Below are 25180 nucleotides of genomic sequence, written 5' to 3'. Positions count from 1 at the left end.
CTCTTTTTTGTTATAGTGCCTTAAGAAATTCTAGATAATCATGCGCACTTTGTTCAATTTCACTCTTGGATGGTTCATATTCTGCGCCATAAAATGCAAAGAACGAACGATAATCTGCTTTGCAATATAAAGCAGTTGTTTTAAATGGAACTAAAATCTGATCAAGTGTGAATTGATATCTTCCATTATCACTGTAATCTTCATTTCTTATTCCGGCAGATACAGCAAGAGCAAGCTTACGACCTTGTAAATTATCTCCTCCTGGACCAAAGGCCCATCCGTGAGCTAAAACATCGTCCATCCATTGTTTAAGAAGAGGTGGGCAATTAAACCAAAAGATAGGGAACTGAAAAATAAGATTTCCATGAGATTCAACCAATTTTTGTTCTTTTTCTACATCTATTTTCCCATGAGGATAAACTTTATATATCTCATGGATAGTATATTGTTCAGGGTGTTTTTTTAATTCTTCAACCCATCTATTATTAACAACGGATGTTTCTATATTTGGGTGTGCTATGACAACAAGAGTCTTCATGTCATCCTCCTAAATTTTATTTATTTTAACCTCGGAATTTATTATAAACTCAACAGCACATATATGTAAGTACGCACAATTAGTACAGGTACTTACCTAAAGGTAAGTATTATTGATCTTACCTTCTTTGTGAGAGAGGTGGTTTTTCAAAACGGAAGTCACCCTCAAGGTAAATACCAATTTATGTTTGTTTGAATCTCCTACATGATAAGACATCACACCTAGATTGTGACACCATATGATTGTTCCATCTTTTAGTATTACAAAATGATACCCAATTCTAGGCCATTCCAACTCAGCCTTGACCTAGTGTTGGATTAAATCATAAAAAGATAAGCTTTATTAGTATAATATTGAACGATTGAAGTCGAACAATAATTTTGTAATAAAAAACTGGTTAGTTATATTGCTAACCAGTTTTTTGCATGTATTTGAGAATGTTATTAAACATATCTTTTTTCTATTAGATAGATCATACTAAAATCCACAAACTTATTTAAATTTCATATAATTATTAAAATTATTAATCGGCTAGAAAAATTTGTTCTCAATTATAAAGAATGAACATCCTTTCGAATGCATAAATCCGTTGTGTATGCTAAAAAGAAAAGATAATGTATTTCTTGTACTCTTATTAATTAGAAGGAGACAATTCACCAATAAATTAACTAATGGAGAACATGAGGTTTATTATAAGATATATATAGAAACAAAGCTTATTTAGATTTGTTTGAACCTAATAACGTACATATTGTGTATACCAAATTAACAACCTCATCAGAAGCGTTATTTACATTAATCTCCACTACATCTTCAAAGGGGACAGTTATTCCTTGGTCACTATTTACCATGATAGGTATTGTAACTCCTGTTTGAAGTTCAAAATTTAAAGTGATCAGTTCTGAAACACCTCTTAACGAGATCATTCCTGTTTTGCCTATATTATTCGGTGAGTTTTGGTAAATGATGTCTGGTTGCATTTGATTAGGTTCTATTTGAGTACTTAGAACTGGATCAGTTTGGGAGCACAATATTTCACAACAATTATCTTTTGCATCTAGCAATGTGCAAATTTGATATGAGTATTCTCCAGAAAATTCTTCTATTGTACTTGCTTGAATTCTTATCAGATCTTCAAAAGATATTGATTGAATTTCCCCTGGGTTTATGGTGATATCTGGAGGTGAGGGTCCGACATGAGGTACTAAGGTTAAATTTATAGGTCCGTTTCCTCCATTAGGGATGTTATGGAATGTAAGCATCCCTGTTTTACCAATATTATCTGGGATTGCTTCATAAATAACTCGCATTGTACCACTCGGTATAGTGCCGGTAATATTTGGAGAGTTAATATCTCCTTGAGAACATAGTTGTTTACAACATTTTGTTTCTTTTTTTGTGCAGCATGAAAATCCTGTGTAGCCTGAGACTATTGGTTTCATTTTATCATCTACCTTAAAATTATATTTTAATACATTATTTTATGGAATCCTTAACAAGAAAAGTGTGTATGTTTGTCCTAATTTTAATCATGATATTGGTACATTTCAAAGAATTACAGAACTTCATACATGTATGTTAAGTAGGAGAAGAATAATATAATATCTTTATATTTACTATTAATCTATAAAGTGGTTTCTGAATCAATTCAGACAGTCAATAGAATAAAGAACTATTTGCCCCCACTAAAAAAACGGGCAAGCTGGGGGCTCGGGTTCAACTTGACAAATTTCTTCCGGTATCACATTATCTCGCGGATTACATTTCTCAGCTAGTATTTTTAGTTTGACCGCTCCTGTTACTTTTATGTTTTGGCAAATATCAAGTCTTATAAATACCTCAAAACAGTTAGGTAGTTTTAAAGATGGAACAAGGAAAGCTTCACACATAACATCATCAATTTTACAGTCAACGGTTGTGCCAACAGGTGCACATAATAAAAAGGTTTCAATTTCACAAAATGGGAATACTTTACAAGTGCTTTCCTCTCCCTTTTTATTAAAAATTACAACTGTTACAAAGCCTTGTTTTAAAACAACTACTTTTTGTAATGTAGTTGTTTTCCCATTAGCAAGTTTGACGATTACTTCTTTTCTATTTTTAGGGTCGGAAAGTTCTTTACACTTAATAAAACAGGAACTGTGTGGCTCTAGTCGTTTTCCATAACTGTCTGAAATAGAACATTTTACGTTTTTAATGTCGATTTCGTCATCAGTAGGTTTGTGCTTAATATTTAATTTCAGCTCACCTTTACAAACTCCTTGTTCCCCTGTTTCATTGCGACAAAGAACTTCAATTGACTTCATATCAGCAAATGTTGCACAAAATTCTTGTCCCTCATTAATAGTATTAATTTCTTCTCCATTTACGAACACTACTAATTCACCGTCACAACCACTTTGGAAAAAGATAGAGAAATTACCCGTCACATTTTCCACTCCGATGCTCTTCCAGACTGTAAAGGGGCTGTCACTATTACATGGAACACTGAAATCACAGCATACACAATCTTCAAAGAGGTTGTCTTTAATATCAATCGCTTCTTTAATCGTTATTTTAAGCAAGGGAGTAATCCAATCGAATACTTTGTTGGCTTCTATACAGTGTTTTAGTTGATTATTAAAAGACATCGACACAATGTGTTCTCACCTCTCTTTTCAAATTTTTCTTAGAGTTTAACAATAATTTATGTTATGTAAATTTTTCACTCTACGTGCTGAATATATAACCCATATCACTTTGCTAACAAAATAAGGGCCTCATCAGTTAGAAATATACCTATACCAAAAGCTGTATAACTGCATTAACTATTATAAATAATGGTTGAGGGGGTGAAATTTGTGTCATGTTCATGTAAAGATAAAAAAGGTGTTCACAAAGATTGTTGTTTTTCATGCTGTTCTACAAGTGAATTTTTTCAAGATCAATCCTGTTGTAACTTCACATTAACAGCTAATGCAGTTCAAGAAGTTTATGTAACGAATGTATTGGTTACAGCTACTGGAACTATCTCAATCACTGCAGGTCAAGTTGCAACATTTATAGTAATGTTCAGAAGAGGTGCAACTGTCGTTGACTCAGTAAACGTATTCGCTGACAGCTGTGTCGCGTTCACCGTAACTGATTTTGATAATATTCAAGTTACTGCACCAGCACTTGATAATCCTGCTTCTGGTGAAATTTGCATTACTCCTAGATATAAACTTCGTTAGTAGAACATAATAAATTCGTTCATTGATAATGCTTGAGGGCTCTACCATAAAGTTTTAAATTTTTCCGATACTACGTAAAAATGAATTTAAGTTTATCCCGATACTATTCAACGTTATTTCTATATTTGTGTTTAAACCTCTTATTGTAGTTAAAGCACTCAAATATGGGTGCTTTTATAATTTATATTCATTTTCCATTTGTTTTGTTAAGGCTCTTTTCGTAAACTTTGTTGCTATTTTTATTAAAAATGGACAGTTTGACGAGTTTTAGGAGTGCTCAATAATTGTTTAAGTAGTAAAGATGCCACGAATGCTATATGTTTACGAGCTTATATCTTTGAACGATAAGCAACAATCAATGCGAAAACAGCCTTTGTTAAATACAACACCAAAACTCTTGATAATTGAATTTATAAAATCAGGAAATGAATGATACATACACACATATACAGTTAATTGAGAATACACACACGTCTATACATACTAATTTCAATCCTCATAATATAAAGAAAAAATGAGGTGAAAATGATGTATAACGATGAAAAAGATAACGTTTGTAACAGCTATAAGATCATACCGCCACCACCACAAGGAAAACAGGGGCCAGAAGGACCACGTGGGCAACAGGGATCACAAGGGCTGCAAGGAGAACAAGGACCTCAAGGAGAACAAGGACCGCAAGGAGAACAAGGACCGCAAGGAGAACAAGGACTGCAAGGAGAACAAGGACTGCAAGGAGAACAAGGACTGCAAGGGGAACAAGGACTGCAAGGAGAACAAGGACTACAAGGAGAACAAGGACCGCAAGGAGAACAAGGACCGCAAGGGGAACAAGGACTGCAAGGAGAACAAGGACTGCAAGGGGAACAAGGACTGCAAGGAGAACAAGGACTGCAAGGAGAACAAGGACCGCAAGGGGAACAGGGGCCACAGGGGAATAATGCGGGCAGTCAGGTTGTCCTTTTGCAATCATTATTGGCAACAAAGAGCAATATCGAAGCGGTTGTGGAAAAGGAAGTCTCCAAAATAAGTGATTTATACAACGTTATGAAGTTTGAAGAACAGCAGAAACTATTAGACGAAACATTAAAGATGATTGATGAAAAGCTAATGGTGTTGTTGAGTCAAAGTATGGAAGCAAAGAAACAAGTCGCAGCCAAGAAAAAAAAGTGGTGGAAATTTTGGTCATAATTATTTTATAATTGCACATTAAATCCTCATAAATCCGAGTCTACAGTAAACATTTTAAGATAATGAGGAGCACTTTTTCATCCTAATTATCTCATGCCTTCCTATGTTAACTATGGGGTGTGTATGTGACGATTATTGACTAATGCTTTTAAATGAAATTATCTTTTCTTTTATGAACTATGCTATGTTATAGATAAAAATAAATAAATTAGAGCAAGCAATTGAGAAGCCGGAGCTACAATCCCATCCAGTCGTAAACTTTGTACCCTGTCCTAGAAATTGTGGGCAGGGGAAGATTAGAGATAATTAATCCAAATGTTGTTATAAATTCTGTGCTAAACTTTGTTTTTTTCGCTTACATTATAGGACATGATGTGTATTTAAATAATTTGTATAGAATGCTAGTTATGTTCATGCTTAGTTCTTATTACGAAAGGCAACAAGTAATGCTAAGCCTTTTTATATAATGCAGTTACTTCTTCTAAGTAATTGTCGCGTGCTGGTACGAAAGTACATACGTATTGTACTTTACTCAAAAGTAAACGCCGAAATAGCCTATGATATGAGTGTTTCCTTAATCAATATAATGTGTATCTCATAAGCAAAGAACCTTGTAGAAAAAAAGTAAACCGAAAAAGAAGTGACTCCCAAGTTGCATGACGTCATAAGTTAGGTCGAAATGTTATACTATTTAATAGAAATCGAGATCATAAACGAGGTGATTCGAGTGAAAGTAATCGAAACTGATAGATTAATTCTTCGGTGGGTAGAATACAGTGATGATGCATTTATCCTATCATTATTGAATGAGCCTGGATGGCTTCAATATATAGGAGATAAGGGAATTAAGACATTGGATGATGCGAAAAATTATATTGCATCTGGACCTCGAGCGATGTATGAACGAGAGGGTTTTGGCCTTTTCTTGACAGAGACGAAGGAAGATCACACTCCGATTGGTTTATGTGGGCTGATTAAGAGGGTCGGTCTTGAGGATGTGGATATTGGTTTCGCATTTTTGGCTGACTATCAATCTAAAGGATATGCGTATGAGGCAGCTAGAGGGACTGTGGAATTTGCTAAAGGACTGAACTTAAACCGTCTTGTAGCAATCACCTCGAAAGATAACTATTCGTCTGCCAAATTATTAGAGAAGCTTGGTATGGAGCTTGAAGGGTATATGACACTTCCAAATGATACTGAAGAGCTTAAATTATTTGCTTTAAATATATAAGACTACCATGACTCATTAGAAAATGTTATTTATGTGATTGTTTTGGCCTTGGTAGGTGTTAGAAAATATCCTCTTTACTAAGTACGAATGATGGATTACTCTATGAAAGCCTTTAAACACAGTAGAGGAATGGTCAGAAAAAATATATATGATTACTGGGTATGATAAGCAATTTCTTATTGAAGCATTAGAAATATATAAAGGTTTATCTGAGTTAAACTCTCGGTGATCTTATTAAAAAAGTGGCGCTTTTTTCTATAAAAAGCGTCTTTCTTTATGATTTGTCCGAGATTGTTGAGTAACCATACTAGCAGTCTCAGTGTTGGTTGTTAAGTTAATGATTAAGTCATTCAAGAGCTGATCATTCATTTTAGTTCATTATTGACTGAACAGTATTCATAATTGGTGAAGAATAAAACTGCACATATTAGCAATGTTATTCATTGTGAAGGAAGTGACCATTGATCTAGATGAACTTTTTTCCGACAAAAACCTCATTAGGTGGTAAACAATGATATCATTGAGCAGCGGTTGAAAAAAATCACGTGTAAGGGTCTAACAATTACGTAAACGGATGAGGAAAAAGAAGTGTTTGGAGTTGAATGTGAGATCATTAAATGTATTTATTTGTAATTTAAAGGAGTATGTGTTAATATGACTATAGTCATAAATTGACCATGGTCAATTTAATAGAGAGGAGGAAAATCTATGTTACGAGAAGAGCGAAAAAAAGAATTAAAAAAACAGATATTCCTTAAATCAATTGAATTGTTTAAGGAATATGGGTATGACAATGTGACAGTTGAAAATATTGCTTCTTCATGTGGAATCGCTAAAGGAACATTTTTTAATTACTTTCCGAAGAAGGAACACGTTTTATTGTATTTGGGTCATTCTCAGAATGATTTACTTCAAGAGATCATAAAAAAACATCAGGATTTAAAAATTAAAAAAAAGCTTCTACTTATTTTTAAGGAAGTATTATCCGTCTATTTGGAAAATACTGATCTCCTAAAGCTTACGCTATCTGAAACCATTAGATCAGCATTAAAGGATGAAACAAGGAATATTGGATTTTTTAAAGAAAGCTTAGCTGAATTGCTTGAAGACGCTATAACAAACGACATGTTACCTACACATTTTTCCTCAAAGACGATTGCCTCAGTACTAATAGGAATCTATTTTAATACTTTAATTAGTTGGTCTGTTAATGAAGGCCAAAGTAACGATATCTTTACTATTTTCCAAGATCAGTTTGAAGTGGTTTGGCAAGGAATTGATGGAGGCTCGAATTACGAAAACCTACATTAGGAGGTAATATGGTGCAGCTATTGTTTATTTACTTACCGGTAACGATTTTAGGTTTAGTTAGTTTGTTGCATTTTTATTGGCTTTTTGGTGGTACATGGGGATTTCAAGCTTCATTACCAGAAAAAACAGAGGGAGGCACATTGTTTACCCCTCGATGGTTTGAAACCCTCATTGTTGCAGTCGGGTTAATTTGTGTGGGGGTTATATTATTAGGTCAAAATGAACTCATTCCATTTTGGGAGTTAAATTCTGGGGTGAAATGGGCGAGTATCATTCTTACATTCATTTTTTTGATTAGAGCAATAGGTGATTTTAAATATTTGGGGTTCTTTAAGAGAGTGAAAAATACAACCTTTTCAAAGTACGATACAATATTATACTCCCCTCTTTGCTTGTATTTAGGAATTTCTTTCATGATTTCATGGCTACTATAATGTTTGAGATACTAAGTGAAGTAAGGGGATGTGTATGTTTATTAAGAAGCAATAAATTGATATGGGCCTTTCAAGAAGAAGGATGTCATTTTATAAGGTTGTTTTCACACTAATCATAAACACGATCGTGGCATGGCTTCTTCTTTATGGTAATGACAACAAGAAACAAAAGGTTACAAAAACAGTTTTAGTAGAGGTTTAATAAATACATTAGCAGTGCATTTAGATCATTTTTTTAAAGCAATTTTTCTTTTGGCTGCTTAACTTTGTTTCAATCAACATATACATTAAATAAACAAAGGGGTTTTATGACGTTATTACATTAAAGTGTTGGGGGTCAGACCCCCAGCGGAATTTCTAAGACAACTGTCGTTCCTTTGCCTTCGGTGGAATGTATTCGAATAGAACCTCCAGCGGCTTTTGCTCTTTCCTTCATACTGAACAGTCCTACTCCACGCGAAATATTATCAATATTAAAACCTTTACCTTTGTCTTCAATGACTACACGGATTTCTTCATCCATTTCTCTAATGGTAACAGTTGCGTCTTCGGTATGAGCATATTTTCTAATGTTCGTAAGTGCTTCCTGAATAATTCTATAAATAGTGATTTCTTTGTTTGAGTTTAGTCGATAATTTAAAAAACAATCAAAATGGACGCTAATTTGATAGTATTCTGTATAACGGACTAAATACGATCTAATGGCAGGGATGAGACCTAAATCATCCAGAACAGATGGACGCAATTCCCAAGAAATATCACGAAGCTCTTCAATAATTTCAGTCGCTTCATCTTGAAGTTGGTCAAGAAGTGGGTGGTTTATTTCTTCCTTCAGCCTATTTATCGTTATGAGGTGGCTATATAAATTTTGTCCTATGCCATCATGAAGCTCTCGTGATAGGCGTTTCCTTTCATCTTCCTGTATATCAATGATTTTTGTCATCATTTTTTTAAGCTCTTCTTCAGCATTTTTTCTTTGAGTCACCTCATGGCGAATGGCTAAATGCTGATAAGGTATCCCATCCTCATTTAAGAACGGTACAATAGTAGTATCCACCCAATAATACGTACCATCCTTCGCTTTGTTTTTTAATTCGCCTTTCCAAACATGACCTGAGGAAATTGTTGTCCAAAGCTCTTTAAAAAACTCTTTGGAATGATGGCCAGAATTAATAATTTTATGATCTTTCCCAAGAAGCTCGTCCCTTGAGTATTTTGAGATCTTACAAAATTGATCATTAACATAGTTAATGATACCTCTTTGGTCAGTGATCGCGACAATGGAGGAGGCATCGAGTGCAAATTTAAGGTCAACAAGTTCATTCAATTGGTAGCTTTGTTGCTCGTTTAATCTCGACCTATCTTTTACAGTGTATAAGTTCATGAGGAAGAATAACTCGTTATGTAGTTTAAAAGAGCTTATTTTAATAAAAAGTGAAAATGTGTGACCATCACGGTGTCTCCCGTATTGGTGTATGATCTTACCTTCACGATTTTCATTTATAACTAAGTCAGGAAGTATGTATGACAGCGTCTTTCCGATTAATTCTTTTGCCTTATAACCAAAATTGTTACATCCGTGCTGGTTTATATATGAGATGATGCCAGAACCATTAAGGAGAATGGTAGCATCTCTTGAACCAGGATCAATCTTAGTAGGATCAAGTGAAAGATGATTCCTGTCCATATTATTGGCCTCCAGTTGCATTAAATTAGTCTGTTTAATTTCTCTTCCAATATTTTCGCTGTTTCTCTAACTGTTGCTTGTTCGGGTTCATTTATAGCTCTTTTTTCCCTGTTACCTGCCAATATGACTCCTTTAGGGATGTTATTTAAAAAAATCGGGACAGCATACGCAAAAAGAATATTTTCAGCAAGCATAATAGGATACTCAAGCGCCTTTCCCAATATTTTTTCTGGGAAATTTTCTATATACATGGGCCTACCTGTAGAGATCACTCTCCCAGCTATCCCTTTGCCAAACCTAAGTGTTATGCGTTTATATTTATCGTTGCTGTTTCCAGCAGCATAATGCCATTTTATGTTGGGCCCTTCAGTATTTTGCAGGGCTAAGCCAATAAAATCGCATTTTAATTGTAATAATAATTTTTCACATACTTGATTAATCTGCTCATCGCAGGCTGCCAACCTACTTACTTTATATTCCATAGCCTAATAACCCCTTTTTTAATGCATAAGCTACAAGCTCTGGACGAGTTTTCATTTTAAGTTTTTCCATCAGATTTCCTTTATGCGTTTCCACAGTTTTAACACTGATGACCAATTTTTCACCAATATCCTTATTAGAAAAGCCTTTAGCAATCAATGTAAGGACCTCTTTTTCTCTATTTGATAATAAGTTAAAAGTGTCGGCATTTCCATCTTTCACATTTCCGAGATATTCTTCCATCAATCGTTTCGTAGCATTAGGGTGCAAATAGGCGTCGCCAATCGCAACAGAGCGAATAGCAGCAACCAACTCATCATGTGGCGCACTTTTTAAAATACAGCCTGATGCACCTGCTTGGATAGCTCTGAATAAATATTCTTCGTCATCATGCATTGTCAAAATGAGAATGGCTATATTAGGCATAAGCTTTTTTAATTCTGATGTCGCGGATAAACCATCTTTACCATGGGGCATACTTAAGTCCATAACGACAACATCTGGATTAAGTTCAAGCGCCTGTTGAATGCCCTCATTCCCTTCAGAAGCCTCACCAACAACCTGCATATCCCCTTGGTTGTTTAATAGCATTTTTAATCCCATTCGTACGACAGCATGGTCATCGCATAGCAAAATTGTAATCAATCCCGCTCCCCCTTACTAATGTTTGCACTTATATTATAATCATTATGTTAAAAAAGAAACAAGGGAATATGCTATGCACACCCCTTGCCTATATGTTTCTCTATAACGGAAGGGTGATGTCTATTGAAGTCCCTTCTCCTATATTAGAAGTAATGGTGCACGTGCCTCCGATTAACACTAATCGTTCGATCATAGCTGCAAGACCTGTGGATTTTTTCATGCCGGTGTTCACATCAAAGCCTTTGCCAGAATCGTGAATGTTTATTTTTAACACCTTAGGTTTCCACATGAAAGTAATATGAGCTTTCATTACATCTGCGTACCTTGCTATATTAGCTAAGGCTTCCTGACACACTCGAAATAGCGTAATGTTCGTTCGTTCATCCATTCTCATTTCATCACCTTCGCTTACTACCTCAACAATAACTCCATATGTTGAAGTATAAAGCTTTAAGTAGCTTTTCAAAGCAGGCAGTAAGCCAAGAGTAGGAAGGGTAGGTGGATGCAATTCGACAGCAAGAATACGCATTTCATTTATTGTTTTTTCTAGCATTTGCGTCATATCATCAATATATTCTTTCATTCCTTGTTGATCTATTGCCGTTCTTAAAAATTCCATACTCGTATATAAGCTATAGAGGTTTTGACTCACTCCTTCATGCAATTCTAGAGCAATTCGTTTAATTTCATCCTCTTGAGACTGAATAATATATGATGAAACATTCTTTTGCTTTTTAGGCATGTCTTTCATGCACCCCCCTTATTTCTTTAACATGTAAAGTATGATTGCAGCACACCAGGTCTTATTTATGATGCTTTTGCAACTTCTTTATCTTTTGAGTGTACCTTTCGCTGATAGTAATACCAGTTTAATACTAATGAAACGACATACAATCCAATAAAGATATAAAAAGCATTGACTGGTGTTCCTGTTGATTCAACAGACCACCCAAATAGTTTTGGAATAAAGAATGAACCATATGCTGCAAATGCAGCCGTAATTCCTAAAACAGGAGCTGCTTCTTTAACAGGGAAGATACCAGGTATCATTTGGAACGTTGATCCAGAACCGATTCCAGATGCAATAAATAACAGTAGGAATGATGCAAGGAAACCAGAGAAAACTTCCATATTTGTAAAATAGATTACACCTAAAGATCCAGAGATCATTGATATAAAAACCCAAGCGGTAACAATTGCTCCTCCGAATTTATCAGACATCCATCCCCCAACTGGTCTTGCTGCTGCAGCAAGAAATGCACCTAGGAAAGCGACAGATAGATATTCTGGGAATTGAGCTTTTAATAGTAAAGGAAAAGCTGCTGCATAACCGATAAATGAACCGAATGTTGCTACGTAAAGAACGGTCATAACCCATGTATGCTTGCGTTTAAGAACAACAAATTGATCTGACACAGATTGTTTTGCAGTAGGAATATTATCCATTCCGAAATATGCAACAATGGTCAATATGACGATAGGTACAACCCAGATAAATGCAGCATTGTGTAGCCATATTACTTCACCGTTTGTGAGTTGTTGCCCTTTTCCTAAAAACGCTAAAGATCCAGTTGCAATAATAAGTGGTGTTACAAATTGTACTACAGACACACCCATATTACCTAATCCACCATTAATGCCTAAAGCTGTTCCCTTTTCTTTCTTAGGGAAGAAGAAGCTCATATTAGCAGAGCTTGATGAAAAATTCCCGCCACCAAGTCCACAAAGTGCTGCTAGCAATAGCATAACTGAATATGGAGTTTCGGGATTTTGAACCGCGAACCCAATTCCGATTGCAGGAATTGCAAGGATTGCTGTTGAGAATACTGTCCAGTTACGTCCACCGAATGTTCCTACCGCAAAAGTATAAAAGAATCGTAATGTTGCGCCTACAAGTCCAGGAACTGCAGCTAGTGTAAATAGCTGCTCAGCCGTAAAGTTAAAACCGATATCATTTAAGCGTACAGCTACTACTGACCAAATTTGCCATACAATAAAAGCCATCATTAATGTTGGAACTGATATCCACAAATTTCTTGTCGCATGTTTTTTTCCTTCTTGTTGCCAAAACTTGTCATCTTCTGGGTTCCACTGGGTAATTCGTTTGTTCTTACTCATGTTAGGCACTCACCTTTCTAATTACGTAATATAATTCTTGCTCTGAATCAAAAGCTTTCCATTCATTATCGTGTTTGTTTACATGTGAACTTAACGGGACTGCAAAGAAGTTCATATGATCAAAATAAATGCGCAAATGAGTCTCATCTGGACACAAAGCTGTTTTTTGAATGATTCTAGGTACAAAGGGAGCTTTGTCATCATCTTGATCACCGAAAATAGCTACCTCCACATTTTGTAGGACAAAAGAATTCAAGTCGTTTTTGTTAACGAGTTCCACAAGTGCTGCACCCTTTCTTAGGAGGATATATATACATTTTGTATCCTTGTAAATATTCCCAAAATTGGTCGCGAGCGTGGTCTTCGATATAATGGATTGTTTCTTCTTCAGATTTCCATCTGCTCATACCCTTAACCTCTGCTACGACGATATCGATGCCTTGCTCGTTCTTTTCTTCAAGATACCAGTTTAAGTTAACCTCATTGAATAGCTCGGTTAGCATAGGCTCAACAACAGCTATAAAGTTGCCAGTTGACTTCCTTACGAAACAAAAATCAATATAAGTTTCACTGTTCATCACACTCACGCCTCACGTTAATCGTCTTTTTATAAGCTAGTATTGCTAAGGGGAATGATACAAAATTTAAACCGGCAAAAATCAACACATTCACGTAGTTTTCATAATAGTATTGATGAACCATATACTGGGTAAAGACAATATTTAACAATAAAATAGCGCTTAAGATGATTACACCTATATAGCTACGTTTCATAACGCTTCACCCTTTCTGCATAAATTGCACCGTTTTCAACTTTGACCTTTATTTCAGGCAGAGGTCTTCTTGGAGGTCCTGCAGTAGGTGCACCTGTTTCAACATCAAATTTGCCATGATGGCAAGGACAAATCATTTCACCTTCCTCCTTCACCCAGAAAACTGGGCAGCGTAAATGTGTGCATGCATTCTGATATGCAACATATTTGTTTTCTGCCAAGCGAATCAAAATGGCGTCATCATGCTCACTAGGGAACTTGAATTCTACTGCATCACCAATTGGTAAGTTGCTTACGTCAGTTATTTTCTTAAGTGGATATTCTTTGTCTCCTAGACCCATTAATTCTTTAGCTGCTACTGCTCCCCATGGAAGGGAAGACACTGCGAATACACCTGCAGCTCCAACCAATGTTTTCATAAACCCGCGTCTGTCCAGTCTTCTTTCATTATTCCGCTCTATATTATGAGTATAATTATCTTCATTAAAGGGAATTTTGTTGTTATCAGACATCCCTCATCCCTCCTAATATAACTTTGTAATGCCTTGCAAGATCCCAGGAAGATTTACTTTCACGTTTGTTTCACCTTCTAGGTATGGCATGCTTGTAACCCATTTGTCGTTATCTAGGTTAAACTGCTTCTTTTTGTTTGCAATTTCTTCTTCTGTCAGCCATTGAAGTGTGTTGGAAGGGCATACGCTAGCACACATAGGTGGAATGCCGTCTTTTGTCCGATCTATACATAAATCGCATTTATACATTAAGTTCTGTTCTGTATCAAATTTCGGTATGCCATAAGGACATGCGATTGTACAGTTTTGACAGCCGATGCATTTCTCAACAAGTGCTGATAATACTGCCCCTGTTTCATGTATTTGGATAGCCTGGGCTGGACAGCTTCTTGCACATGCTGGATTTTCGCAGTGTAGACACATAAGAGGCATCGTCTGCCGGTTAACAAGAGGGTTAACATCATAAACGTAGTTCCTGTTACGTTCTTCATGCCCACCACATTGCGTACATGCAGCGAGGCATGAACGGCACCCTATACAGTTTTCAAGTTCTAAGTACAGCCTCTTTTTCATTTATTGCACCTTCTTTATTTCGACTTTTTCCAATTGTGCAGCACACGCCTTAAATTCTGGCATACGGGACATAGGATCTAGTGCTGCAATTGTTAATAGGTTAATAGAATCCTCGTTACCAAAGTGATACGGAACAAAAACGGTATCCTTTCGAATCGCTTCTGTTATTTTAACTTTATAAATTGCTTCGCCTCTTCTAGTAAACAAGCGGACTTGTTCCTCATGGTCCATATTGTATTTAGCTGCTGTTTCCGGATGAATCTCCACAAATGGCTCTGGGCACATGTCATGCAGGAACGATATTCTCCTTGTTTGGTTTCCTGATAGATAGTGATAGACAACTCGTCCAGTTGTTAAACGAAGAGGATATTTATCACATGGCTCCTCTGCAGGAGGACGATAAGGAAGTGCACATATCTTTGCTTTTCCATCTGGATGATAGAATTTCTTATCTAAAAACATATGTGGAGTACCCTCATCATGCTCATCCTTACAAGGCCAAAACACTCCATCCTGCTTATCGATTTTGTCCCATGTTGCACCATAGTAGTCTGCATTACCACCTTTTGTTGCCAATCTGAACTCATCTGCAATAGCTTTAGCTGTTGTCAAATGAGAGAAATATTTACCACGTCCTAGGCGTTCAGCAAGTTCAACTTGTATTTGCCAATCAGGCTTCGATTCTCCTACAGGCTCCTGAGCTTTATTAATCTTGATAATACGCCCTTCAATATTAGTAACTGTTCCTTCATCCTCTGACCAAGTGACTGCAGGAAGAACGACATCGGCAAATTGTGCTGATTCTGATAGATAGAAATCCGCACAAACCATAAAGTCTAAATTCTTTAATGTTTTGCGAACATAATTTAGATTTGGTGCAGAAACTGCCGGATTAGAGCAGAGGAGGTACAAACCTCGAATCGTTTTCTCCTCCATCAGCTCGAACATTTCATAAGCTGATACACCAGCTTGTGGCATTTCATCAGGTGTAATATTCCAAACCTTGCATATTTCTTTCACATGTTCAGGGTTAGTAATCTTACGGTATCCTGGAAGCAAATCTGATTTCTGTCCATGCTCCCTGCCACCTTGACCGTTCCCTTGCCCTGTAAAAGTTGCGACACCTGACTTCGGACGGCCAATTTTCCCTGTAACAAGCGCCATATTTGTATAACCAGAAACATTATCTACCCCTTTGTGTTGCTGTTCCACTCCACGGGCAAACATAACAACTGCATTTGGTGCCTTACCGTACAGCTCTGCTGCACGAATGATTTTTTCAGGTGCTACACCTGTCAGCATGCTCGTGTATTCTGGTGTGTAATCTTTCACAAGTTCCTTCGTTTCTTTAAAGCCATTTGTATGGTTATTGATAAAATCTTCATCTATATAGCCCAATTGGATTAGCTGATTTACAATGCCATTAGCAAGTGCCAGGTCAGTACCAGGCTGTAGATCTAGGTGAAGGTCAGCTCTTCTTGCAATCGGTGTTTCACGCGGGTCAACTACAATGATATAGCCGCCTCTTTCTTGCACGTTCCAAATCCTAAACATAGATGTTGGGTGACATTCAGCAGTATTGCTTCCAGCGATAAATAAGCAGTCTGTTTCATGGATATCTGTCCATGGAAGCGTAGAGCCTCTATCAACACCAAATGTACGGAGGAACCCTCCAGCTGCACTTGACATACAAAAGCGACCGTTATAATCGATATAGCGCGTTCCGAGAGCTACCCGAGCGAATTTCCCTGTTAAATAACACTTTTCATTTGTCATGGACACGCCACTGAATACCGATAAAGTATCTTTACCATACTCTTTTTGAAGCTCTATGAATTTCTTTGAAATCAGCTCATACGCTTCATCCCAGCTAGCTTCGCGAAAACCTTCCGTAGTACCTTTGAGTGCAGCATTATCACGGATCAACGGCTTTAACAAGCGGTCTTTATGATTTGTTTGCTGATAGGCTGTTACACCTTTTGGGCACATTTTTCCGACCGTAACTGGCCAATCATAACGAGGTTCAACCCCAATTATTTTATTTGTTTGGGTATTAACACGTAGATTCATCCCGCATTGCATACCACAATAACTGCAATGTGTTTTGACTAATGTTTCATTTGGATGGTATACATTCTCAACTTCCTTATAAAACTTATCCCTTTGCATTCTGGTTTGCCTCCTTGACCTTCACTTCATGGGTAGGGAACCCTGAAAATTGTGAAATCCGATACTTTCTTCTGCATGGAAGACACAATTCTGCTAGATGATGACCTTCCTTCGTTGTGAATTGAATATCATTCACGTTAAGCACATCGACGACATCTTGCGATTGTTCTGATGACACAAATTGATCTCCACAAACTTTACATTCTTTCATCGATTGCTCAGCATAATGCTCTCTATAGTTTCTTGCGAGAACACTCATTGGACGGAAAGGAATGTGTGCTAGCTTACCGAATGGTAGATAGATTAACGTAATAATGACTGACCACTGATGAATTAATGACATTGCTGGCTGTCCAGCACCGTCTAAAAAGATGTTCATAAACGTTAGAGATAAGCCTGTTATGCTCACAAGAAGTAGCATGTATAGAGGCATGAAGTCATAAAGGAATTTCTGCTCTGCTCTTGCTTGCATATTTTTTAGGCGACGGTACAATGCCATACATACGCCCGTAATGACCATAACCGCAGTGATGTTTAGTGCATTGTAAGAAAGGTTTGCGATGATGCCCTCAGCAGGGACAGTCATTACTTTTATGCCGAACGCAATAATGTTATAGAAGCCATTGTCATCCATCGTAAAATACATCCATCCAAAAACGAGAGGAAAGGTGACGAGGCAAGATAGAATACATCCCCATCCAATTAACACATGTTGAGTCCATCGGTAAATTCCCCTATTCCAGATGAAATTGTATGTTGCAAGATGATCAACGGAAGTTTTTGGTGTAGACTTTCTAAATAACAATTTCAGCCCTTTTTTCAAAATGATCTTTGTTGGTGGACGTTCTCCCCAAGCAATAAATCGATAGAAGAAGCCTCCTAGAAAGACGATTGTTCCAACCATATATCCATAGAGGTTCAAATCTATATGTGTAAACATCCTAGTCCCTATGAAAGATAAAATTGCAAGTGCTGTTACTGATAAGAACATTGACTTAGCAAAGTTCGATGCAAACGCATTGTTTAGATGGCTTCCTGTTTTTTGATTGACTGCAGCTTTTGCTTGCATGTAAACTCCTCCTTATTCACGAACAATTACCATAATTCAATTGTAAATGAGGGAAAGGAGATTACATATCGGGGAACTTCTCTATTCGAAGAGGGAAATTCCCCTATTTTTCTAAATAAGTATCTGTTAAGCAAAACGAATCGTTTGCCAAAAGGATAGTAAAGAGAAGGAGGTTAGGGGAGTGTACAAGTAATGACATTGTAAAAATGCCATCACCCTATGGAGATTTACTTTTGCGGTTTGCATTTGGATTGTTATTTTTCGGACTATTAATCATGCCATTGTTCCAATTGTTTTGTTATATTTCTTCATATAAATAAGACCTTTCAGTAAAATAGCAAAATCGGTGAAACCTTTGTAGCAAGAAAACGTATTACTTTTTAAAGGATTTTATAATAAAAATGGACAGTGTGATGAGTTTTAAGAGATCTCAATGATTATAAAAGTAAAAAAGTACGAAATCTAGAAGTATAAGTACTTATATCTTAGAACGACAAGGAACAATCAATGCAAAAACAGCTTATTTACTTAAGTATGGTGCAATTATATGAGGTCCTTCAGGTGGGGGGCTACAGTATCTAATACAAACTAAAGTGTAATACTCATGGAGGAGACTGTATGATTACAGCGATTTTAACAGTAATTTTTATGATTCCTATATATGCTTTGCTAATTTGGACTTATATTTCTCCTGAGGAAAGTATGTTATTTGGAAATAGATGGATGTACAAGGAAGAACCAGAGCTTTCAGAAGAAGTGATTCGCTATAGGAAATTTGTATCTCTTATGATTATGATTGGACTACCTATTGCAATAATTAGTTTTATGTTTGAGCTCTATTTCCTCAGATTCATCTCCATTATTGGATTAGCTATTACTTTCATGTTCGGGATATTAAAAATATTTAAATGAAATGAGATGTATAAACGATTAGATGCAGTAGCTTAGGAAGCTGCTGTTTTTTTGATGTTTATGAATTTATAGTGTGAAAAATATCTTAAATGTAAGTATGGGCCGGTTAATTTTGCTAGTATGATGAGGGACGGTTTAACCCCGCTAAAATTGAGAACCTTCTATTGAAGGTTCTTCATTAATATCTTTAGTTGCAACTTATGCTTCATTAGAACAGCTAGACTAGATTTCAGTGCTAGATTGTTTGTATATATAGAGGGAATATTTCTTGTATGATAGACAGCAACCTTACAAAAACAGCTATGATGAGAAATTAAAATGCGTATAGTTAGCTACTGTTTGTTAATGTATCGTCGCTTTCTTAAACTTTGCAATGAATGTTCCTATTACGGAGCCAAAAAACACACTAATAAACATAAAGAACAAGCCCATAGCATCCCAGCCATTAAGAGTAAAAAAACTAATTATCGCGAATGCCAAAGTAATAACGGATAAAACTGTTCCTGGTAACCAGTACAATGTTGGCTTCCGCTTGCTAAGCATGGTAGAAGAAAATCCAACGGTAATCATAACTGCAACAAAAGAATAAAAAAAGATTTGCACAAATTCACCTGCTTTCCTTTTTATAGGAACGTGTTTAGCTTCCTTACCCATCAGTCTTGCAATTTCGCTACATCACCAGAAAATGAATGATGAAGTGAGCATCTATTACTATTCTTATGCAGATCGTTGCTAATTTTATTAACAGAAAGAATACCGATAAGTGTCTTTAAATTACTGTAGCTGTTTTCGAATTAATTGTTACTTTTCATTCTAAGATTTAAGAACATATCACCCTAGCGTTCATCGCATCTTTTCTACTAATATACAATAATTGAAGTTTCATAAATACTCTTCATACTGTCCATTATTTAAAAAATAGCAACAAAGTGGTCTTAGTAAAAATAGTTACAAAAAGATTGTTTATATAGTTGAAAATATATTTTTTGTACGAGGATAATTGGTCTGTTAATTGTGGAAGAATATAGATAATAACAAGGGAGGAGAAGGATAGTGAATCAACATTATACAAAGAAGCTTTGTATTAAACCATTTTTTACGTTAAACATCGTCGTTATATTTTTCAGGGTTTTCATGATTCTTTTCATTCTACTTTCTTGTTTATTCTATGCGGTTAATCCTGTAAAAGCTGAGCATGATGATACAGAGGAAACTACATCGAAAAGTAAGGTGGCGTATATAACTATAGATGATGGCCCTTCGGAATATACTGAGCAGTTTTTAGATCTTTTTGATAAATATAATGTAAAAGTAACCTTCTTTATGCTCGATGGCTATATGAGACAATATCCAAACATTGTTAAAGAAGTAATAAAGAAAGGTCACAGTATCGGCCTTCATGGTGTGACCCATGATGCTCGTCATGTATATGCATCATTGGAAAATGTTATTAATGAAATGGAGAAAGAACGAATAACCCTCCAAACAATAACCGGTATTGATACTACATTAATTCGTACGCCATATGGAAGTAAACCTTTTTTTGAGGAAGGGTGGAAGGAAACGATTCAAGATATCGGCTATCAAATATGGGATTGGAATATAGATAGCGAAGATTGGGTTACCCAAGATGAAAGAATGGTTGAAAACGTTATTAATGATGTCAAGAAACTTGAGCTAAAGAATGAACAACCCGTTATTTTATTTCATGATACAAAAGCTACAAGTGAACATATAGAAGCAGTAATTGTTTATCTGCTTGATCAAGGATATGATATACGCTCCATTGATGATTCCATACCACCATTCACTTGGTGATATGGAATCAGCCATGTTGTTATACTTTTTGCTGAGCGTACGCTAAACTAAATATTCAAATGAATTCTAAACGTTTAGCTTAGGGTTGGTTGATGGCTGTAATCATTTCTGTTGAAAATTTACCTATTAGTAGATAAAATATATTAATAGTAAATAAAGCTTCATTTGAATGAAAGCTATAGATTACATGTTTGTGAATGAAATTATACAAATAACTCTTTTCTAGTACACATAGTTGCTGTGTTTACTAAAATTAGCTTAAAAGAGCTTTTACGGTTTTCATAGTGTTACAGAAGAAAGGTACAACGAGTACTGAGGTATATTTATTTCATAGTACGAAAACCAAGAAACGTATGAGACGGTTAGCCTGATCTTGTTGGTAATTAAGGTTTTTTGGGCACGATGGTTCAACATATAATTCTAGGGCTTTTAATATTATTTCCTGTGAAAAGTTTAGGAATGGAGGTAAAAGAAGATGAACGATCCTATCATAATTGTGGGTGCTGGCTTAAGCGGTCTACGTGCTGCGTCTTTATTAATTGAGCAAGGTATCAATTGTAGGGTTTTGGAAAGTAGAGGGAGAATTGGAGGTAGAGTTTTAAGTAGTTTGGGTTTAGGTAGTCGGGGTCTTGATAAGTTTGATTTGGGGCCGACATGGTTCTGGCCGCACTATGAGCAGGTTATAACTAGGCTTGTTAAAGAGCTTGGATTACATACATTTCATCAGCACATCAAAGGAGATAATCTTTTGGAAAGGTTTAAGAATGAACCAGCACAGAGATATTTGTTACCTGAAGGGGCTGTTGAGAGGTCGACCCGCTTCAAAGGTGGAGTACAATCTCTCATTGATGCCGTGGCAGCTACGCTACCTCCAGGGACAATCGAGATGAACACGCGTGTAACGACAATTCGACGGGAAGATGAAGAAAAAATTACTGTTGAAGCGCTCGTAGGAAACAAAAAGATATATTTTCGCCCAAGAGCTGTCATTCTTGCATTGCCCCCAAGACTTGTAGCAAATCATATTGATTTTTCACCTTCTCTTTCACCTGAACTTATGGGAAACCTCCTTAATAAGCCTACGTGGATGGGAGGACAGGCAAAGGTGATTGCGGTTTATGACCGACCTTTTTGGAGAGAACATGGACTTTCTGGTCAAGTTACGAGCTGGATTGGTCCCTTGCAGGAAATACATGATGCGTCACCTCAATCGGGTTCAGGGGCACTCTTTGGTTTTTTTAGGATCCCTGCGAAAATGCGCCAAGGACTAGGGGAGGAAAAGGTATTCAAACTAGTCGTGGAGCAGTTGACTCGGCTATTTGGAGCATCAGCGAATAAGCCAGTAGATTTGCTATATAAGGATTGGTCAACTGATAATGAGACGGCGGTAGCAGAGGACATCACTTCACTTTGCGATTTTCCAAGGTATGGTCCTCCGACAGGAATTCGTGCGTGGGAAAAGAAGTTATTTTTTGCTGGTACAGAAACTGATTCAGAGTTTGGGGGACATCTTGAAGGCGCCCTACGATCAGCTGAGCGTGTGGTGTCTGAAATTAATGAAATATACAAAGCTCCCTTATAACCCTCTATAATCTATACTTTCTCATTTCAACATAGCACAGTAAGCCATGATCTGTGCTTTTTGTATTAAAGATTTTAAAATAATGATGATGGTTCTTAAGAAATTCTTCATTTTTATTATACTTTAGATTTAAGATTTAGCTTGTACAATATGTAGTAAGTAAAGCAAATGATTAGAATCATAGAGCAATAATAATATGTAGCAAATCAAGCTAATCCCAAATTTACAAGGAGGAATAAGTCATGGAAACTGCCAAACAATATATGGTATCGCCATCAGACCCATTTCGTAGATATGCACAGGATTTAGGGATTGATTATACAAACAAAACAGTAGATGAGATTGAAGACTTGATTGTTGAGACATTAGCTGATCTTGAAGAATCGAAAAAAGTATTCCGGCTTGTTCATTTCTTTAAAATGATCAGGTTTCGTTTTCATACGCTGGTTTTAAGAACTTAATCTCATGTTACAATTTTTCATGTATCATTCTTATAATTTTAATAAAAATATTGACATAAGAAACAACAAATCCCTCTTTCCAAGCTTACCAAAACGTTTGACGGCTTCTCTTCTAAAAATCTAGCCTTTCATCACCCACTTTTCTTTATTACTGTAATTTGATTATAAGAGCCATTTTCTCTTTTAAAACAGGCTGTTCTCGCATGATCGTTGTTCTTATTCTACTGGTAGAGGGCTTCGCAACAATAAAAATTACGTAGAAGGAACAAGTAGTTAAAGTAAGTATAAATTACTATAATATTATTCGTAGTCATTGTTGATAGTATTTGTTTAATACTAAAAAATATATTGTAAAAATTCTTATTATTTGAAATAATTGTATTTATGGTATCTTAACCTAGAGGGTGATTAAGCGTTATTTTCGCATTAATTGATATTTTTCGTGGTACTGTAAAATCAAAGCTATAAAGTCTATCTTATTTCTTTTGATTTAGGAACAATAGCAACTACGTTTAAAAAATGAGTCTTTTAAAAAAGTAGGAGGTATGGTTATGAGTATTCCTGTTTTAAATGAAATTGGGACCGTTTTTATACCAGTAAGTAATATAGAAAATGCACGTGATTGGTATTGTGACATTTTAGGTTTAACTGTAGACGGAGAAGTACAATTTGGCCATATATATGTAATACCTATGAAAGGTTCAGGTATTGTATTAGACAGTAAAATATTTTCAGAGGATAATATTTTTACAACGCCTTTATTCCATTTTAATACTGAAGATATTGAGGCAGCTTATACATATATGAAACAAAAAGGGGTTCAGTTAACTTCTGAAATTGAACATAATCATTATTTTAATTTCAAAGATCCTGACGGAAATCACTTAATGATTTGTAAGTGTTAATTTTATGAAAATATTTCTCTAGAGGTTAAATGAAAAACTACTCCCTTAGGATATGAGAGTAGTTTTTTAATATTTTATACGATAATTCATTTTACTTGTTCAAATTCGTTTTCAATTTCTTTAGAGGGCTTTTCTCCTACTAAACTTACGATCACAATGGCTAATGACGCAAAAATAAATCCTGGTACAATTTCGTAAAGATCAAACAGGCCACCTTCAGCATTTTTCCAAAGCATAACAGTCAGTGCCCCTACAAACAACCCAGCAACTGCTCCACTTCCATTCATCCGCTTCCAAAATAGCGAAAAGAGGATTACTGGACCGAATGCAGCACCAAAGCCTGCCCAAGCGTAGCTTACTAGCTCTAGTACTGAGCTCTCAGGATTTGAGGCTAGAAGGATGGCAATAATAGCGATGATTACAACAGATAATCGACTAATCCACACTAACTCACGATCGCCAGCTTGCTTTTTGTACAACGATTTATAAAAGTCTTCAACGACTGCGCTTGATGATACGAGTAACTGAGAGTCAATTGTACTCATAATTGCAGCTAATATTGCAGCTAATAAAAACCCAGAAACCCAAGGATCAAATAATACTTGCGTAAATTCGATAAATACAATTTCGGGATTTGCTAAAGACACATCTGCAAAATAGGCAATTCCGACAAAGCCGGTAAAAACTGCACCTAACGCAGCTAGTATCATCCAAGTCATCCCTATTAACCTAGCTGTGGGAATATCTTTTACTGACTTTATAGCCATAAATCTTGCTAAAATATGTGGCTGTCCGAAATACCCAAGTCCCCAAGCTAATAAGGAAACAACTCCAATAAAGGTTGTATTGGCAGCAGCATCTAAATATGTTGGATCAATCGATGCTACTCGGTCTATCGTTTCACCGATCCCCCCCATTTCGGTGATGGCCACTATAGGGACAATAACCAAAGCAAGAAACATTAAAATACCTTGCACAAAATCTGTCCAACTAACAGCAAGAAAACCACCTAAAAATGTATATGAAACAATGACGAGTGCACCAATCCATAAAGCAGAGCTATAAGATAAACCGAATGAGTTTTCAAACAAAATGGCTCCGCCAACCATTCCTGAAGATATGTATAAGGTGAAAAATATGAGGATGACAACAGCAGACGTGATGCGTAAAATCTTTGATCGATCTTTGAAGCGGTTTTCTAAGAAATCTGGAATCGTAATTGAGTTGTTGGATATTTCAGTATAGGCTCTAAGTCGCCGTGCCACGAATTGCCAATTTAAATAGGCACCGATGGCTAATCCTACTGTAATCCATAGCGCATTCATACCTGAAATGTAGGCTGATCCAGGTAAACCTAATAACAACCAGCTACTCATATCAGAAGCCCCAGCGCTAAGTGCCGTTACTCCTGGACCTAAATTTCTCCCACCTAATACATAATCTGATAAGTTTTTTGTTAAACGGTAGGAGATAAAACCGATAACGAGCATTAAAATGAGATATACAATGAAAGTAATAAGAGTTGCTTCATGCATTATGAATTTCTCCTTTCAAGT

At 36.1% G+C, this 25180-nt stretch carries 27 protein-coding genes; 10 read left to right on the top strand and 17 right to left on the bottom strand.

Annotation, left to right across the window (positions count from 1 at the left end; all coding sequences use genetic code 11):
• Window positions 1-10 precede the first annotated feature (10 nt).
• The 3 genes from V1503_RS09415 to V1503_RS09405 all read right to left on the bottom strand — a co-directional run bounded on the left by V1503_RS09415 (window position 11) and on the right by V1503_RS09405 (window position 3168).
• Window positions 11-538 (bottom strand): NAD(P)H-dependent oxidoreductase, encoded by a 528-nt coding sequence (locus V1503_RS09415; protein WP_410626539.1) that lies wholly within the window; start codon window positions 536-538, stop codon window positions 11-13.
• 716 nt (window positions 539-1254) lie between these two features.
• Window positions 1255-1980, bottom strand: a complete 726-nt coding sequence (locus tag V1503_RS09410; protein WP_410626537.1) for a hypothetical protein — start codon at window positions 1978-1980, stop codon at window positions 1255-1257.
• 243 nt (window positions 1981-2223) lie between these two features.
• Window positions 2224-3168 (bottom strand): BMQ_0737 family morphogenetic spore coat protein, encoded by a 945-nt coding sequence (locus V1503_RS09405; protein WP_410629419.1) that lies wholly within the window; start codon window positions 3166-3168, stop codon window positions 2224-2226.
• A 210-nt stretch (window positions 3169-3378) separates the two neighbouring features.
• Here V1503_RS09405 and V1503_RS09400 point away from each other — a divergent pair, with 210 nt between their 5' ends.
• The 5 genes from V1503_RS09400 (at window position 3379) to V1503_RS09380 (ending at window position 7920) form a co-directional block, all read left to right on the top strand.
• Window positions 3379-3750: an S-Ena type endospore appendage gene (locus tag V1503_RS09400; protein WP_214483898.1), complete on the top strand. Its 372-nt coding sequence runs from the start codon at window positions 3379-3381 to the stop codon at window positions 3748-3750.
• Between the two features lie 528 nt (window positions 3751-4278).
• Window positions 4279-4941 carry a DUF3967 domain-containing protein gene (locus tag V1503_RS09395; protein WP_410626534.1) on the top strand — a complete coding sequence of 221 codons (663 nt, stop codon included), beginning with the start codon at window positions 4279-4281 and terminating at the stop codon, window positions 4939-4941.
• Window positions 4942-5668: 727 nt separating this feature from the next.
• Window positions 5669-6175 (top strand): GNAT family N-acetyltransferase, encoded by a 507-nt coding sequence (locus tag V1503_RS09390; RefSeq protein WP_410626532.1) that lies wholly within the window; start codon window positions 5669-5671, stop codon window positions 6173-6175.
• 708 nt (window positions 6176-6883) lie between these two features.
• Complete coding sequence (locus tag V1503_RS09385) at window positions 6884-7486, top strand: TetR/AcrR family transcriptional regulator (protein ID WP_410626530.1); 603 nt, start codon at window positions 6884-6886, stop codon at window positions 7484-7486.
• Between the two features lie 11 nt (window positions 7487-7497).
• Window positions 7498-7920: a DUF3995 domain-containing protein gene (locus tag V1503_RS09380; RefSeq protein ID WP_214483902.1), complete on the top strand. Its 423-nt coding sequence runs from the start codon at window positions 7498-7500 to the stop codon at window positions 7918-7920.
• A 337-nt stretch (window positions 7921-8257) separates the two neighbouring features.
• Here the strand turns inward: V1503_RS09380 and V1503_RS09375 are convergent, their stop codons facing one another.
• The 12 genes from V1503_RS09375 to V1503_RS09320 all read right to left on the bottom strand — a co-directional run bounded on the left by V1503_RS09375 (window position 8258) and on the right by V1503_RS09320 (window position 17946).
• A complete protein-coding gene (locus V1503_RS09375; RefSeq protein WP_410626525.1) occupies window positions 8258-9607 on the bottom strand; it encodes a sensor histidine kinase in 1350 nt (449 codons plus the stop codon).
• A gap of 20 nt (window positions 9608-9627) precedes the next feature.
• On the bottom strand, window positions 9628-10089 hold the full coding sequence (locus V1503_RS09370) for a GAF domain-containing protein (RefSeq protein WP_214483904.1): 462 nt from the start codon (window positions 10087-10089) through the stop codon (window positions 9628-9630).
• A complete protein-coding gene (locus V1503_RS09365) occupies window positions 10079-10732 on the bottom strand; it encodes a response regulator transcription factor (RefSeq protein ID WP_284730479.1) in 654 nt (217 codons plus the stop codon). Before V1503_RS09365 ends, V1503_RS09370 begins: the two co-directional genes overlap by 11 nt.
• A 100-nt stretch (window positions 10733-10832) precedes the next feature.
• Complete coding sequence (locus V1503_RS09360) at window positions 10833-11474, bottom strand: sensor histidine kinase (protein WP_410626522.1); 642 nt, start codon at window positions 11472-11474, stop codon at window positions 10833-10835.
• A gap of 65 nt (window positions 11475-11539) precedes the next feature.
• Window positions 11540-12850 carry an MFS transporter gene (locus tag V1503_RS09355; protein ID WP_410626520.1) on the bottom strand — a complete coding sequence of 437 codons (1311 nt, stop codon included), beginning with the start codon at window positions 12848-12850 and terminating at the stop codon, window positions 11540-11542.
• Between the two features lies 1 nt (window position 12851).
• Window positions 12852-13130 carry a hypothetical protein gene (locus V1503_RS09350; protein ID WP_214483907.1) on the bottom strand — a complete coding sequence of 93 codons (279 nt, stop codon included), beginning with the start codon at window positions 13128-13130 and terminating at the stop codon, window positions 12852-12854.
• Window positions 13117-13428 (bottom strand): hypothetical protein, encoded by a 312-nt coding sequence (locus V1503_RS09345; protein WP_214483944.1) that lies wholly within the window; start codon window positions 13426-13428, stop codon window positions 13117-13119. Before V1503_RS09345 ends, V1503_RS09350 begins: the two co-directional genes overlap by 14 nt.
• Window positions 13418-13624, bottom strand: a complete 207-nt coding sequence (locus tag V1503_RS09340) for a hypothetical protein (RefSeq protein ID WP_214483908.1) — start codon at window positions 13622-13624, stop codon at window positions 13418-13420. The genes V1503_RS09345 and V1503_RS09340 overlap by 11 nt, the downstream gene beginning before the upstream one ends.
• Window positions 13614-14135, bottom strand: coding sequence for a Rieske (2Fe-2S) protein (locus V1503_RS09335; RefSeq protein ID WP_214483909.1), 522 nt, complete (start codon window positions 14133-14135; stop codon window positions 13614-13616). Before V1503_RS09335 ends, V1503_RS09340 begins: the two co-directional genes overlap by 11 nt.
• Before the next feature lie 12 nt (window positions 14136-14147).
• Entirely contained in the window at window positions 14148-14708 is a 561-nt protein-coding gene (locus V1503_RS09330) for a 4Fe-4S dicluster domain-containing protein (protein WP_320210679.1), read from the bottom strand.
• Window positions 14709-16877, bottom strand: a complete 2169-nt coding sequence (locus V1503_RS09325) for a molybdopterin oxidoreductase family protein (protein ID WP_410626516.1) — start codon at window positions 16875-16877, stop codon at window positions 14709-14711. It lies immediately after the preceding gene.
• Window positions 16864-17946 (bottom strand): hypothetical protein, encoded by a 1083-nt coding sequence (locus tag V1503_RS09320; RefSeq protein ID WP_410626514.1) that lies wholly within the window; start codon window positions 17944-17946, stop codon window positions 16864-16866. Before V1503_RS09320 ends, V1503_RS09325 begins: the two co-directional genes overlap by 14 nt.
• A gap of 618 nt (window positions 17947-18564) precedes the next feature.
• Between V1503_RS09320 and V1503_RS09315 the strand changes: the two genes are divergently transcribed.
• Entirely contained in the window at window positions 18565-18858 is a 294-nt protein-coding gene (locus V1503_RS09315) for a hypothetical protein (protein ID WP_410626512.1), read from the top strand.
• Between the two features lie 342 nt (window positions 18859-19200).
• On the opposite strand, the gene V1503_RS09310 is transcribed toward V1503_RS09315, so the two are convergent.
• Window positions 19201-19461: a YesK family protein gene (locus tag V1503_RS09310; protein ID WP_410626510.1), complete on the bottom strand. Its 261-nt coding sequence runs from the start codon at window positions 19459-19461 to the stop codon at window positions 19201-19203.
• A 450-nt stretch (window positions 19462-19911) separates the two neighbouring features.
• On the opposite strand from V1503_RS09310, the gene V1503_RS09305 reads away from it, so the two are divergent.
• The 4 genes from V1503_RS09305 to V1503_RS09290 all read left to right on the top strand — a co-directional run bounded on the left by V1503_RS09305 (window position 19912) and on the right by V1503_RS09290 (window position 23624).
• Entirely contained in the window at window positions 19912-20676 is a 765-nt protein-coding gene (locus V1503_RS09305) for a polysaccharide deacetylase family protein (RefSeq protein WP_410626508.1), read from the top strand.
• Between the two features lie 475 nt (window positions 20677-21151).
• Entirely contained in the window at window positions 21152-22258 is a 1107-nt protein-coding gene (locus V1503_RS09300; RefSeq protein WP_410626506.1) for a flavin monoamine oxidase family protein, read from the top strand.
• A gap of 242 nt (window positions 22259-22500) precedes the next feature.
• A complete protein-coding gene (locus V1503_RS09295; protein WP_410626504.1) occupies window positions 22501-22719 on the top strand; it encodes a hypothetical protein in 219 nt (72 codons plus the stop codon).
• Between the two features lie 551 nt (window positions 22720-23270).
• The gene (locus V1503_RS09290; RefSeq protein WP_214483918.1) at window positions 23271-23624 is read left to right on the top strand and encodes a VOC family protein; all 354 of its coding nucleotides are present in this window, start codon (window positions 23271-23273) and stop codon (window positions 23622-23624) included.
• 86 nt (window positions 23625-23710) lie between these two features.
• Here V1503_RS09290 and putP read toward each other — a convergent pair whose 3' ends face one another.
• Complete coding sequence (gene putP, locus V1503_RS09285) at window positions 23711-25159, bottom strand: sodium/proline symporter PutP (RefSeq protein WP_410626501.1); 1449 nt, start codon at window positions 25157-25159, stop codon at window positions 23711-23713.
• Window positions 25160-25180: the final 21 nt, after the last annotated feature.

The sequence above is a fragment of the Nanhaiella sioensis genome, assembly GCF_046557775.1.
GTDB classification, from domain to species: Bacteria; Bacillota; Bacilli; order Bacillales; family SM2101; genus Nanhaiella; species Nanhaiella sioensis.
The sequence above is the reverse complement of the archived record's forward strand: the minus strand, read 5'-3'. Positions and strand labels throughout refer to the sequence as shown.

What these genes read in the sequence shown, in the direction of transcription:
- V1503_RS09320 (WP_410626514.1), bottom strand. Translation starts at nt 17,946, where the DNA reads ATGCAAGCAAAAGCTGCAGTCAATCAAAAAACAGGAAGCCATCTAAAC.
- V1503_RS09315 (WP_410626512.1), top strand. Translation starts at nt 18,565, where the DNA reads ATGATTACAGCGATTTTAACAGTAATTTTTATGATTCCTATATATGCT.
- V1503_RS09300 (WP_410626506.1), top strand. Translation starts at nt 21,152, where the DNA reads ATGAACGATCCTATCATAATTGTGGGTGCTGGCTTAAGCGGTCTACGT.
- V1503_RS09370 (WP_214483904.1), bottom strand. Translation starts at nt 10,089, where the DNA reads ATGGAATATAAAGTAAGTAGGTTGGCAGCCTGCGATGAGCAGATTAAT.
- V1503_RS09340 (WP_214483908.1), bottom strand. Translation starts at nt 13,624, where the DNA reads ATGAAACGTAGCTATATAGGTGTAATCATCTTAAGCGCTATTTTATTG.
- V1503_RS09330 (WP_320210679.1), bottom strand. Translation starts at nt 14,708, where the DNA reads ATGAAAAAGAGGCTGTACTTAGAACTTGAAAACTGTATAGGGTGCCGT.
- V1503_RS09345 (WP_214483944.1), bottom strand. Translation starts at nt 13,428, where the DNA reads ATGAACAGTGAAACTTATATTGATTTTTGTTTCGTAAGGAAGTCAACT.
- V1503_RS09415 (WP_410626539.1), bottom strand. Translation starts at nt 538, where the DNA reads ATGAAGACTCTTGTTGTCATAGCACACCCAAATATAGAAACATCCGTT.
- V1503_RS09295 (WP_410626504.1), top strand. Translation starts at nt 22,501, where the DNA reads ATGGAAACTGCCAAACAATATATGGTATCGCCATCAGACCCATTTCGT.
- V1503_RS09410 (WP_410626537.1), bottom strand. Translation starts at nt 1,980, where the DNA reads ATGAAACCAATAGTCTCAGGCTACACAGGATTTTCATGCTGCACAAAA.
- V1503_RS09385 (WP_410626530.1), top strand. Translation starts at nt 6,884, where the DNA reads ATGTTACGAGAAGAGCGAAAAAAAGAATTAAAAAAACAGATATTCCTT.
- V1503_RS09290 (WP_214483918.1), top strand. Translation starts at nt 23,271, where the DNA reads ATGAGTATTCCTGTTTTAAATGAAATTGGGACCGTTTTTATACCAGTA.
- V1503_RS09395 (WP_410626534.1), top strand. Translation starts at nt 4,279, where the DNA reads ATGTATAACGATGAAAAAGATAACGTTTGTAACAGCTATAAGATCATA.
- V1503_RS09360 (WP_410626522.1), bottom strand. Translation starts at nt 11,474, where the DNA reads ATGCCTAAAAAGCAAAAGAATGTTTCATCATATATTATTCAGTCTCAA.
- V1503_RS09355 (WP_410626520.1), bottom strand. Translation starts at nt 12,850, where the DNA reads ATGAGTAAGAACAAACGAATTACCCAGTGGAACCCAGAAGATGACAAG.
- V1503_RS09335 (WP_214483909.1), bottom strand. Translation starts at nt 14,135, where the DNA reads ATGTCTGATAACAACAAAATTCCCTTTAATGAAGATAATTATACTCAT.
- V1503_RS09405 (WP_410629419.1), bottom strand. Translation starts at nt 3,168, where the DNA reads ATGTCTTTTAATAATCAACTAAAACACTGTATAGAAGCCAACAAAGTA.
- V1503_RS09375 (WP_410626525.1), bottom strand. Translation starts at nt 9,607, where the DNA reads ATGGACAGGAATCATCTTTCACTTGATCCTACTAAGATTGATCCTGGT.
- putP (WP_410626501.1), bottom strand. Translation starts at nt 25,159, where the DNA reads ATGCATGAAGCAACTCTTATTACTTTCATTGTATATCTCATTTTAATG.
- V1503_RS09325 (WP_410626516.1), bottom strand. Translation starts at nt 16,877, where the DNA reads ATGCAAAGGGATAAGTTTTATAAGGAAGTTGAGAATGTATACCATCCA.